Annotated in this window: 13 protein-coding genes; all 13 read right to left on the bottom strand. The window is 59.0% G+C overall.

Features of this window, described 5'->3' with window-relative positions:
* Positions 1–198 precede the first annotated feature (198 nt).
* The 13 genes from IBX59_RS11470 to IBX59_RS11410 all read right to left on the bottom strand — a co-directional run bounded on the left by IBX59_RS11470 (position 199) and on the right by IBX59_RS11410 (position 12063).
* Positions 199–753: a hypothetical protein gene (locus IBX59_RS11470; RefSeq protein ID WP_296375608.1), complete on the bottom strand. Its 555-nt coding sequence runs from the start codon at positions 751–753 to the stop codon at positions 199–201.
* Positions 754–1164: 411 nt separating this feature from the next.
* Positions 1165–2127, bottom strand: a complete 963-nt coding sequence (locus IBX59_RS11465; protein WP_296375606.1) for a D-glycerate dehydrogenase — start codon at positions 2125–2127, stop codon at positions 1165–1167.
* A 4-nt stretch (positions 2128–2131) separates the two neighbouring features.
* Positions 2132–2290 carry a hypothetical protein gene (locus tag IBX59_RS11460; RefSeq protein WP_296375604.1) on the bottom strand — a complete coding sequence of 53 codons (159 nt, stop codon included), beginning with the start codon at positions 2288–2290 and terminating at the stop codon, positions 2132–2134.
* Positions 2291–2305: 15 nt separating this feature from the next.
* Positions 2306–3652, bottom strand: a complete 1347-nt coding sequence (locus tag IBX59_RS11455) for an amidase (protein ID WP_296375602.1) — start codon at positions 3650–3652, stop codon at positions 2306–2308.
* Positions 3642–5060, bottom strand: coding sequence for a TRAP transporter large permease subunit (locus IBX59_RS11450; protein WP_296375600.1), 1419 nt, complete (start codon positions 5058–5060; stop codon positions 3642–3644). Before IBX59_RS11450 ends, IBX59_RS11455 begins: the two co-directional genes overlap by 11 nt.
* Positions 5057–5641 carry a TRAP transporter small permease subunit gene (locus tag IBX59_RS11445; protein ID WP_296375598.1) on the bottom strand — a complete coding sequence of 195 codons (585 nt, stop codon included), beginning with the start codon at positions 5639–5641 and terminating at the stop codon, positions 5057–5059. The genes IBX59_RS11450 and IBX59_RS11445 overlap by 4 nt, the downstream gene beginning before the upstream one ends.
* An 81-nt stretch (positions 5642–5722) precedes the next feature.
* Positions 5723–6850 carry a TRAP transporter substrate-binding protein gene (locus IBX59_RS11440; protein ID WP_296375596.1) on the bottom strand — a complete coding sequence of 376 codons (1128 nt, stop codon included), beginning with the start codon at positions 6848–6850 and terminating at the stop codon, positions 5723–5725.
* A gap of 299 nt (positions 6851–7149) precedes the next feature.
* Positions 7150–8085: an FAD-dependent oxidoreductase gene (locus IBX59_RS11435; protein ID WP_296375594.1), complete on the bottom strand. Its 936-nt coding sequence runs from the start codon at positions 8083–8085 to the stop codon at positions 7150–7152.
* Positions 8082–9302, bottom strand: a complete 1221-nt coding sequence (locus IBX59_RS11430) for an FAD-binding domain-containing protein (protein ID WP_296375592.1) — start codon at positions 9300–9302, stop codon at positions 8082–8084. The genes IBX59_RS11435 and IBX59_RS11430 overlap by 4 nt, the downstream gene beginning before the upstream one ends.
* 114 nt (positions 9303–9416) lie before the next feature.
* Positions 9417–10538, bottom strand: coding sequence for an alpha-hydroxy acid oxidase (locus IBX59_RS11425; RefSeq protein ID WP_296375588.1), 1122 nt, complete (start codon positions 10536–10538; stop codon positions 9417–9419).
* A gap of 1 nt (position 10539) precedes the next feature.
* Positions 10540–11094, bottom strand: coding sequence for a sulfopyruvate decarboxylase subunit beta (comE, locus tag IBX59_RS11420; RefSeq protein WP_296375586.1), 555 nt, complete (start codon positions 11092–11094; stop codon positions 10540–10542).
* Positions 11091–11597: a sulfopyruvate decarboxylase subunit alpha gene (locus IBX59_RS11415; protein ID WP_296375584.1), complete on the bottom strand. Its 507-nt coding sequence runs from the start codon at positions 11595–11597 to the stop codon at positions 11091–11093. Before IBX59_RS11415 ends, comE begins: the two co-directional genes overlap by 4 nt.
* A 43-nt stretch (positions 11598–11640) precedes the next feature.
* On the bottom strand, positions 11641–12063 hold the full coding sequence (locus IBX59_RS11410) for a universal stress protein (RefSeq protein ID WP_296375582.1): 423 nt from the start codon (positions 12061–12063) through the stop codon (positions 11641–11643).
* Between the last annotated feature and the right edge of the window lie 5 nt (positions 12064–12068).

Here is a 12068-nt window from a genome sequence, read left to right as displayed (position 1 = left end):
CCGCTTCATCGCAAGTGGCTGAAAGTAATCAGACCATTTTGAATCGGACACTAAGTGAACGCCAAACTGACGCGCGCACCATCCAGTCTTGCCAAAGCCCGCGTTGTCTGTGTGCGGCATCTGATAGGTGCGCGCGACCGTGTTGGCGGCGCATGATCGCATCGTGCTGCTGGGCACTTTGCTGACGCGCGGATGCCGTCAGCTTTGCGGTTTTACCTGTACCGGATTGAGAAAACAGGCTCGGTTGCGCTGAAGCGGGATCCAGATTGGCAAAGACACGACATTGGCTTGTGCATCAAACGTCAGCGGCACGCGCGGTTCGCTACTGCCTTCCGCCTCGCTGCGTGGCGTGATGCCGCCCTTGGCTTCGCCAGGGTTATAATAGCCCCACGCTGCATCGGGAATAACGGTCGGCCGGTCGGCCCCTTCGGAATCGTTGCGCCTTGTCCATGGGCCGACTTCGTTGCGCGACACGCCAAGCCCAGCCACCACAAAGGGATGAAAACGCGAATTTGACCCCTGTGCTTTCAGCGAAGCATAAAAAACGTTGGCCATCAGGGTGCTGGATGGCACAGATGCGCTGCTGATATCTGCATGGACGTCACATCGTGTTCCATCCGATACGCTGCTGCATGGCCCCGAAACACCCACTTCGGCAAATTTCCTCACCATGACATCGGCGCGCCAGCCGTTTTGCCAATCAAAGCCAAGCCCGCCAACGATATCGTCGCCAGCATCCAGATTGAAAGACACGCGTGGATCACCGGCGCCCGGCGACACCCAGAACCCGTTTTCTGCCTTATTTCAGGCAGATCCCACCTCGGCCCGCACATATTGTCCTTAGGTGACACTTGCCACATTTGGCCCAAAGTCGGGAAAGCCTTGCGCAAACGCACCGCCGGAGGTGCGTGCCACGAACGACATGGCGGTTACGACATTTTTAATCTTTCTCACCGGCGTCGTCCGTGACGCATCTGATTTCTGATTGCTTGGTCTGACAGCCACTATTTTGGCGCGCAAAGAGGGCGGCAAGTTTTATTCTTGTCTGTTTCGGGATGGTCTTGTTACATTTTTCGTCACCCGTCTGCCTGCCCAATGCGGTGCAAGGCCAACTGGCGGTGCGCGTCATGCACGACCAATCAGGCGAATGGCCTGTTTGGTCGTTCAGGCGACGCGGTCTGCTGGCGCACGTCCGGCGAAAAAGGCGTCCAGATTGTCCAGCGCCCGAAACCCCATGGCATCGCGGGTCGCCCGCGTGGCCGATCCGATGTGCGGCAGCATAAAGACATTATCGCGCATGGCAAACGCCGGGTTGCCGCCCGGTTCGACCTTGAAACAATCCAGCCCCGCCGCCGCGATATGTTCACTGTCCAGTGCCGCGATCAGGGCATCTTCGTCCACCAATGCGCCGCGCGCCGTGTTCACAACGATCGCGCCTTTGGGCAACATGGCCAAGGTCTGCGCGTTTAACAGGTCGCGGGTCTGGGCGGTGGCGGGGCAATGCAGCGACAGGAACTGCGCCTGCGGCAGCAGTGTGTCCAGCGTTTCGTGCCAGATCGCCCCGTGTTCATCCTTGGGGGACAGGCGGCTGCGGTTGTGGTAATGAATTTCCATGCCAAAGCCGCGCGCCTTTTGGGCAAATGCCCGCCCGACGCGCCCCATGCCGATGATGCCAAGGCGCGCGCCGGTGATTTGGGTGCCAACCATGAAAGATGGCGACCAACTGTCCCATGCGCCCGTCCGCACCAAGCGGTCGCCCGCCACGGCGTGACGCGCCGCCCCCAGCATCAACAACATCGCGATTTCCGCTGTGGCGTCAGACAGCACATCGGGCGTGTTTGTGACCACGATGCCACGTTTCGCCAAAGATTCCAGATCGCAGTGATCCACTCCCACGGAATGATTGGCCACAATCCGCATCCGGGGATCAAGCTTTGCCACGACATCAGCTGAAAAATGTTCCGAATGACAGGGGATCATGGCATCGACTTGCGCGCTCATCGCGATGATTTCGGCGGCGGTGCCGGGGGTGTCGTCGGGCTTGGCGATTACGGTGTAATCGCGTTGGGCGCGGGCAAGGGTGGCGTCGGACAGGCGGCGCGGTATCCAAAGAACGGGGCGATCCATCGTATCAGTCCTTTTTGCGCGCGGATGTCCAGAAATCATACGCTGCCAAGGCAAGGGCCAGTATGGTCACAACCCACAAATCCACTGAGCCGATTTTCGACGCAAGGATATAGAGAAATACCGTAAAGAAGGCAAAGGCGATAAGCGCGAGCAGTTTTTTCATGAGGCAGTCCCTTTCTTAGGCGCCAAGCGTATCAAGCCAGCGTGTAAACCAATGTGCGTTGCGCAAAAGGCGGGCGTCTTCGCCGCGTGGCCCGACCAGTTGCAGGCCCATCGGCAGGCCGTTTTCCGCCGTAAAGGCAGGGATCGTCACCGCAGGCGTGCCAACCATTGTCCATAGCCCATTGAAGATGGCGCTGCCGGTAAAGTCCAGCCCCTTGGGGGCCGGGCCGGGGGCCGCGGGGCAAATGATGGCATCGCAGCGCGAAAATACCTCGTCCAGGGCTGCGCCATAGATCTGCGCCCAGTCCATGGCGGACAGGTAATCACGGGCAAGGATCTGCGCGCCCTTGTCCAGGGCTTCGCGGGTCAGCGGGCCAAGCGTATTTTCACCTTTGCGGTCATACCGATAATAGCAGCGCGCCATTTCAGCGAAATTGATCCGTTCGCGCAGCTCTGCGGCTTGATCAAAGACAGCCGGCAGTGCGGCTTCGAACATCTGCTCGCCCATGGCCTCGGCCAGTTCGGCAAAGGCGTCATGCAATTGCGGGTCGGCATCGGCCCAACCCGGGGGCTTGATCAGCGCAAAGATCGGTTTGACGGGCGGATCTTTGCGCGCAATGTCCAGCAGCTGCGGAAACGGGGCAGGGGTGGTGGCCTTGTCCTGAACATCATGGCCGAACAGCACCTCGGCCAGCATGGCGGCCTCAAGTGGTGTGCGCGCAAAGACACCCAATGTGTCCAGTGTCGGCGATTGCATCAGCACGCCCCTGCGCGGAATCGCCCCGAAACTGGGCTTGAACCCGGTGACACCGCAATAAGATGCCGGGCGGATCACCGACCCCCCGGTTTGTGACCCGATCGCAAGCGGCACCTGAAAATCGGCTACAGCCGCAGCAGAGCCGGACGATGACCCGCCCGGCGTATGGTCGGGGTTGACTGGATTGCGTGTCGGGCCGGGCTGCATGAAGGCCAGTTCGGTTGTCACTGTCTTGCCCAGAATGACGGCACCGGCCTGTTTCAACCTTTCAACGATAAAAGCGTCTTGCAATGGCACGCGTCCGGCATCCGCCTTGCACCCGTTTTCGGTCGGGATTTTTGCGGTGTCGATGATGTCTTTCAATGCAACCGGTAAACCGTGCAGCGCGCCCAAAGGGCGGCCCGCCTTGCGGTGGTCGTCAAGTTTGCGGGCCTGATCGCGGGCAAAGCCCGGGTCGATCCACGCCCATGCCCGGACCAGATCATCGCGTTCTGCGATCCGGTCAAGGCAGGCTTCTGTTACCTCCAGCGCGGAAATCGCGCCAGAGGCAAGCCTTGCGCGCAGTTCAAGCGCGTCAAGCTGCAAGAGAGATGCTTTATTTCCCATACATTGCCTCGGGCAGATAGAAGACGATCTGCGGGAAGGTATACAGCAGCACCATCGCGATGATCACGCAGGCCAAGAATGGCATCACACCTCTGAAGATTTGCGTCAACTTGATTTCGGGCGGCGCAATCCCTTTGAGGTAGTAGGCCGACATGGCCATGGGCGGCGTCAGGAAACTGGTTTGCAGGTTCAAAGCGACCAGGATGCCAAAGAACAGCGGGTCGATCTCAAAGAAAACCAGCAGTGGCAAAAAGATCGGCACAAAGATGATGATGATCTCGGACCACTCCAGCGGCCAGCCCAGCAGAAAGATGATCAACTGCGCAAGGATCAGGAACTGCCAGGGTTCAAGGCTGAGGCTTTGCACGAATTCAGAGATGATATGTTCGCCCCCAAGATAGGAAAACACCGCCGAAAAAGTGTAAGACCCCACAAACAGCCAGCACACCATCGCCGTTGTGCGCACGGTCAGATAGACCGATTCACGCAGGCGTTGCCATGTCATCGCCCGATAGAGGAACGCCAGCAGAATACCGCCAAGCGCACCGATTGATGCAGCCTCGGTCGGGGTTGCCAGACCAAACAGGATTGACCCCAGAACAGCAAAGATCAGAAACGCCAAGGGCAGGAAGGACGTAACGATCATCCACAGCAGTTTCAGGAACGGGACATCGGGAATGTCTTCCTTGGTTGGCTTTGGTGCGACCGAAGGCTGAAGGATAGACCGACCCACGATATAGATCAGGTAAAGCCCCACCAATGTCAGACCCGGCAGCAAGGCCGCAGCGTAAAGCCGGACGATCGACACGTTTGATGCCGCCGCATAGACGATCAGCATGATCGACGGCGGGATCAGAATGCCCAGCGTCCCGCCCGCGCAGATGATCCCTGACGCAAACGACGGATCATAGCGCGCCTTGAGCATCGCAGGCAGCGCCAGAAGTCCCATCAGCGTGACCACAGCCCCGACGATCCCGGTGGCCGTTGCGAACAGCGCACAGGTAATCAGTGCCGCCACCCCCATTGACCCGGGCATGTTGCGCGAAGCGATGTTGAGGGTCGAAAACAGACGGTCAACGATATTGGACCGTTCAACGATATAGCCCATGAACAGGAACAGTGGCACGGCGGTCAGAACTTCGTTCGACATCACCGTATAGGTCTGGTTCACGAAAAGGTCGAATATTCGGTTATTGAATAACCCCTCGAACCAAAGCGATGTCTGATCCCACCAACCTGCGTCGTCGCCCAGACGGTCAAAAGACCGCCACATCCGGCGCGCATCGAAATAGGCGTAATAGCCAAAGCCGATGCCCATTGCCATCAGTGTAAAGGCAATCGGAAAACCCAGAAAGACAAAGATGATGAACAGCCCCAACATCATAAGGGCGATTTGGGGGTCGGTCATGGGTGGGCGTCCTTTTCGGCTTCAGCAGCCTTTTGCATCAGCAGGTCTTCGGTTTCGAATACGTCTTCGTCGGCAGCAAGCCATTCATTGGTGCGCATCGCGAGGATGCAGCGCAGGACTTGCGCGATCCCCTGGATCAACAGCAGAATCCCAGCTGCGACGATCACGGTCTTGAACTGGTAAATCGGCACGCCAGCCGGACTGTTCACTGACACTTCGCCATATTGCCAGGACCGCGCGGCGTATTTCCAACCGGCAAAGATAAGGGCAAAGATGCCAGGAAAGAAAAAGATGAAATACAGCACAAGGTCCACCTTGGCCTGCGTTCTGGGTTGCCAGAGGCGATAAAGAAAATCACCCCGCACATGGCCGCCGCGTGACAACGTGTAGGCGCCACCCATCATGAACAATGTGCCATACATAATGAAAGACACATCCAACGCCCAGGCTGTCGGGTTGTTCATGACGTAACGCACAAAGACTTCATAGCCAGTCCCGGCTGCCATAAGGATAATCAGCCAGGCGAATGCCTTACCGAACCATGCTGACAGTTCGTCAGCGAAACGGATGAACCGGATCACGGGGCCACCTCTTGCTTTTTGTTGCAATCGGCCCCGGCAGATAATCCACCGGGGCCGTGTCGATGCGATCAGATCAAGCGATCAAAGTTTGAGCCGGCCCGGGAAGTAGTGATCATACGCAAGCGCATAATCAGGCGCGTTCATGATTTCGTAATATGTCACTTCTTCGACCCAGGCACGCTGGCTGTCGAGACATTTCTTCATGAACGGGTCTTGCTCCAGCTCGGGGATCAGTTTGTCCCATGCCTCAAGCTGGGCGGCAAGAATTTCGGTTGACGTGCGGTGCATCGCAACGCCAGCCTCTTCCTGAAGCCACTTGAGGTCAGCGGAATAACGCCGCATCGCTTTGGCTGTGTTGGCAGTTGATGCGGCTTCGACGGCATAGATCAGGATGGAGCGCAGATCGTCTGGCAGTTCTTCCATCGTGAACTTGTTGAACAGGAATTCAAAGCTTTCCGATGCCTGGTGATAGGACGACAGATAGTAGTTTTTAGCGACGTCATGCGCGCCAAAGTCCTTGTCCGATGACGGGTTGTTGAATTCAAACGCGTCGATCACACCACGTTCCATCGCAGGCACGATTTCACCACCGGGCAACTGCGCAATGGACATACCCATCGACTGCAACAGATCCGCTGCCAGACCCACGGTGCGGTATTTGAACCCTTGCAGGTCGGCGACAGTGTTCACTTCACCTTTGAACCAGCCGAACGGCTGGGCTGGCATTGGAAAGCCCATGTAACCGTCAACGTCCAGACCCATCACATCCTGTGTCAGCTCGTCATAAAGTGCCTTGCCGCCGCCTTCATAAAACCACGACAGCATCGTTGTGGCCGACCCGCCGAAAACCGGGCCTGTGCCGAACAGGGACGCTGCTTTGTTTTTGCCATACCAATAGACGGGCACCGAGTGGGCTGCGTCGATCACACCGTCGTTCACTGCGTCCAGCACCTGAAACGCGCCGACGATTGCGCCAGCTGGCAGAACGTCGATTTTCAAACGACCACCAGACATCTGTTCAACCCGGTCGGCATAGTCCTGTGCCATTTCCTGCCAGATGTTCCCGGCGCCCCAGGATGTCTGCATTTTCAGCACGATAGGTGCTTGCGCCATTACGGCAGGTGCCGCCAATGTGCCTGCGACAGCACCGCCACCAATTGCGGTCCGTTTCAGAAACGAACGGCGGTCCATTTTCGATTTATTTGTCATGAGGATCCTCCCTTAAGGCGCCCAAGCTGATCTAATTCCGGTTTGCGCAACGTCACATGTTGCCACAAATCGCCCCGATCTGGCGCTTTGGTAATCTTATCTTACCAAATCCGCGTTGCAAGAGCTTGCTGCGATCAAATGTATCTTTTTGCATAACACTTTGATGTCGATTGTTAAATTTAGACGCATCTGCTTGGTTTCGGGTAAATTCAGGCACGAATCGTGGCCGCTAGCAGTGTATTCGTCGCCTGCCGGTCACAGTAAAGACCCACCCGGCAGTGCGATCCGCGGGTTATCCGTCAGGCCAGATGCGCCAGCAGATCATCTGCTATCGCCACGCCACTTGCCCATGCGTTTGCAATTCCAGGGCCAAGGCACCAGTCGCCTCCTAGATAGAGTGATGCATCACCCGCCCGCAGAAACGACTGGCCCAAGGCCTGCGTCACATGCGCATACCGCCAGCGATGCGCGGCTGCATGGGTCACGTGATCGCGCGTCAGGCCCAACCTGTCGCAAAGCAGCGGCAGCATAAGCGCGGCGATCGTGTCATTGTCCTGTTCCAGATGGTCGACGCTGAAACCGGCGCTGGCCTGCGCGACCCACGCTGTCCCTTCCTGTTGCGGGCGGCCGGGCTTGCTGCTGTCCTGCGCGATCCAGGCCAGATCTGCACCAGGGTCGTGGTGGCTGATAAAGGGGGCAGGGCCATTGATTGCGGCCATCAATGTCAGACTGGGGGCATAGCGCACATGGGCGACCCGGGCGATCATCGGGTGATCTGCGCCCAAAAGCGCGGCCAGCTGTGGCGCAGGAACGGTGACGATCACATGTGCCGCGGCATGCACAACGCCGGCTATTTGCAAATGCCAGCCCGTGGTGTTGTGGCTCAGACCGGAAACCAGCGTGTTTTGGCGCACGTCCAGACCCTGCGCCATCGCCTTGGCCATCGCCGACATGCCCGGGACACCCACGCAGCGGGTCTGCCCGCCGCCGTCAATCCAAGGCGCGACAGCACCTGTGGCGGCCAGCTTTCCCAAGACCTTGGCAAATTCGTCGCCCTGTGTGCTGGCATATTGCGCACCGTGGTCAAATTGCAGACCAGCCGCCCGCCGCGTTGCGACACGCCCGCCAATGCCGCGCCCTTTGTCAAACAGCACAGCGTGGTGCCCCGCCGCTGCCAGTTTGCCTGCGCAGGCCAGGCCCGTGATTCCGGCCCCGATAATGGCGATCGTGGTCATTTCCGTGCCTCTAAATTCAAAATCTGCGGTATCTGCTTTTTCACCTTGAAAAAACCGGCGGTGGCATGCGGCCAGATCGCGCTGTCCCAATCGCGCCGCCATTCGCAAAGGCTGATCCCATGGGCCTTTAGTGTCGGGGCGGCCTGTGTCAGCCAGTCGCGCAAGGGGCCGCAGGTCACATAGGCGGTGGCAATCTGGGTGGCACCTGCCTGTGCGGCCCATTCTGCCAGATCATCGGGGTCTAAGGCGGTCAGCGTGGTGGCGGCACCACCCGCGCGTGTTGCGGCGTCGGCCAGTGCGGCGGTTTCAAAGGCAATGACGGCATCAGCAACAGGCAGCGTTGAGCGCAGATGCCCGGCGTTCAGGGTTGCTGTCGTGCGGATATCGTATGCGGCCAGATCAAATGTTTCGATCTGGCAATCTTCGTCCGTGATCAGCAGCGCCGTGGGCTGGGCCGGTTGTGGCGGCTGGAATGGGCGCAAGGGGTGCAAGTCGGGCAGGCCATCGGGTTCGGTCGCGTGCAGCCCGGTAATATCCCGCGCCAGATCGTTTGGGCGCGGGGCAAAGCGGTCTTGTGTATAGGTTGCAATATTTGCGGCCTGCGCGGCATAGGGTTTGCCGCGCGTATGCAACCCTGCAACCCAGCGCCAGCCCAGCGTGTTTGACGCGGCATCCCCGTCCAGCAAATGCCGATAGAAAAAATCCGCACCCAACCGCCACGGCAAACCAAGCGTGAAAATCCAGATCGATGCAAACCACATGCGCGCGTGATTGTGCAGATATCCCGTTTCAACCAGTTCATGTGCCCAGGCGTCAAAGCAGCCCAGCCCTGTTTGCCCGTCCATGGCGCGTTCAACATCGCGGCGCAGGCGGCGGTCGGTTTCCAGTGCCGCCAAGTCGGTTGCCAGCCCGTGCACATAGCTGCCCCAGACCTGCGGGCGCCGTTCCATCCAGCCCTTGAAATAGCTGCGCCAGATCACCTCTTGCACGAATTTTTCCGCGTTCTCAAACCCATGCCCGGCAATTGCGGCGGTGACGACCTCTTGTTCTGTCAGCAGCCTGCGGCGGATATAGGGTGACAGACCTGACACCGCCTTATGCGCGCCGGGCCCATGATCGTAATTTCGCCCGTTGGCATACCGCCGCCCCATGCGCGGCACAAAATCTTGCAATGCGTCCAGGCCGGCGGCACGGGTGGGGATAACGTCATGGGGCATCGGGCACACTCTTGATGGGTCTTGGCCGTGACCTGTGGCGGATCGCGGGCGGGTCAAGACCATGTGACATCATGGCGTTGATTTTTCGCGCAAGTGCTGCGCAGGTTTACCCCGTCAGCCCTGCCGGCGTAAAACGTCACGCAACGCATCCGGCGAAAGCCCGGTCGCGCCGATTTGGGCGAGGGTGATGCTGACCTCATCCCGCAGCACCTGCCAAAGCTTTTGCAGACCTTCTTCACCTTCGGCGGCGATGGCAAATTGCAAAATCCGCCCCAGAAAGGTGAAACCGGCCCCTTTTGCATAGGCTTTCACCACGTCTTCGCCCGACCGCAGGCCGCTATCAAAAAACAGCGGAAAATCCGGTCCAAGCGCGGCGCGGATTTCGCCCAGCATGGTGATCGGGGCAGGGGCGCTTTCCAACTGGCGCGCGCCGTGGCTGGATACCTGGATCGCGTCAACACCAGCATCGCGCAGCAGAATCGCGTCAGCCGTGGACAGCACGCCTTTGACCACCAGCTTGCCCGGCCACATGGCGCGCAGCCGTCTGAGCGTATCGAAATCGGCCTTTGCGCGGCTATCCGTGCGATCAAAATCAAAGCCGTCCATGTCGAAATTCGCCATTTGCGGGCGCCCTTTGAGCAAGGCGGCCAGCGACCAGCGCGGATGCAGGGCAAAATCGACGAACTGTTTTGGCCCGATCCGGAACGGCATGGTAAACCCGTGGCGCAATTCGCGCGGGCGGCGGCCCACCTCTGGCACGTCCACGGTCAGCACGATGGTGCCGTAGCCTGCCGCGCGGGCCCGTTCGACCAGTTTGAAGGTGCCCGTGCCGTCGCCGCTGAAATAAAGCTGAAACCACGCGTGGCCCTCGGCCGCTTCGATCAGGGGTTCCATCGCGGTAGAGGCCACGGTGGACACGCCCAGCGGCACTTTTTCACGCGCGGCCAGCCGGGCCAGCATCAGATCAGCCCCGACGCCCGACAGGTTGCACATGCCCATCGGGCTGATGCCAAAGGGCGCAAGGGTGGGGGTGCCAAACAGGTGTGATTCCAGCGACCGCTGGCTGACATCGCGCAGGATGCGGGGCTGGAATTCCAGCGCATCAAAGGCCGCGCGATGGCGCGCGGCTCCTGTTTCCTGTCCGGCGGCGCCGTCGATATAGTCAAACACCATCCAAGGCAGTCGCCGGCGCGCGATGCGGCGCGCGTCTGCGCTGGAATGAATGCCCGATCCCATCCTAACTGGCGACCGCTTGCATGAACCGGTGACGGATCACGACAGGGTCCATCGTGATGACCGGCAGCTTGATGTTGCCGCTGTCGCATTTGCATACGATCACGGTCATTTTCTTGCTGTCGATGGCGGCTTGCAGGGCAGGGCCGCAATCCTTGTCCTGCACTTCGACGACGTTTTCGCAGCCGCAGGCCTTGGCCACCGCCGTCAGCGATGTTTTCTTGCCCGCATAGGTGGGCTGATCGCCGGTCGATCCGTAGGATCCGTTGTCGATGATCAGCAGGATATAATTGTCAGCCAAGTTGTTGGCGATGGTGGGCAGCGTGCCAAGGTTAGTCAGCACAGACCCGTCGCCATCAATGGAAATGACGGTCTTGGGTTGTGCCAAAGCCAGCCCCAGCCCGATAGAGGATGACAGGCCCATCGTGCCCAGCATGTAGAAATTGGTGGGCTGATCGTCGATCATATGCAATTCCTGACTGGGCAGGCCGATATTGCAGACAACCAGATGGTCACGAAGAATGGGCGCGATGTCGCGCAGGATTTCAGAACGGATCATTGGTCGCCGTAGCCTCCCCAAAAGTTGGCGTCGGTCAGGATCGCCACGGGTTTGTTGCACATGAAGGTGTATTTCAGGATATTGTCGAATTCCTCGACATCCTTTTGCCAGTGAAAGTGATAGGTCGGGATATTCAATTGCGCCAGCAACGCCTTGGTGTGCACGGCCATTTCGACCTGACAGGCGACCGGTTCACGCAGTTCACCGCGATAGCTGATCAGCATGGGCAGCGGCATCCGGTAGAACTGGGTCAGTGTTGCCAGGGTGTTGATCGTCACGCCGATTGCGGTGTTCTGCATGATGATCGCAGGCCGCTTGCCGCCCATGAAGGCACCGGCGCAAAGCCCCATACCTTCGTCTTCCTTGTTGGCGGGGATGTGAAAAATCTCTGGTCGCGCTTCGACCTCGTCGATCACCCCCGCTAGTTGTTTGCAGGGAACAGTCGTGATGAACGACACGTCATTGGCGACGAAATCATCGACGATTCTTTTGGATATGCTCACTTTGTGAAGTCTCCTGGTTTGCGCGTTGATTGCGCGTTGAGCGTTACGATTGTTCGGGTGTCGTGCGCAGCACATGCACCGCACAGGGCGCATGTCGCACGACACGGGCGGCTGTGGACCCCAGCAGGTAATCGCGCAGCCCCGGTTTGTGCGATCCAAGCACGATGCAGTCGATATCATGGGATGTGGCGTAATCAATGATCGACCGGCCGCTGTGGCCGGAAATGATCACGGGTGAAACATCGGGTTGATCGGCCATGCGCGTTTCCAGCCGTTCCTTGGACCTGTTAAAAGCGTCTTGCACCATGGAATCGTCCAGATAGGCGCTGACCGACCCTTGGGGGGCCTCATGGATGTGCAGCGCGGTGATCTTGCCGCCATCGGCCAAAAGCCTGCGCGCAATCTCTAGCGCGCTGGCGCCGATGCCGTGGTCAAGCGCCATGGGCACGAGAATATGTTTATACATGGGCC

It is taken from the genome of Yoonia sp. (assembly GCF_014859355.1).
Lineage (GTDB): Bacteria > Pseudomonadota > Alphaproteobacteria > Rhodobacterales > Rhodobacteraceae > Yoonia.
Note: the sequence above shows the minus strand (reverse complement) of the source record. Positions and strands in the feature narration are given on the sequence as shown.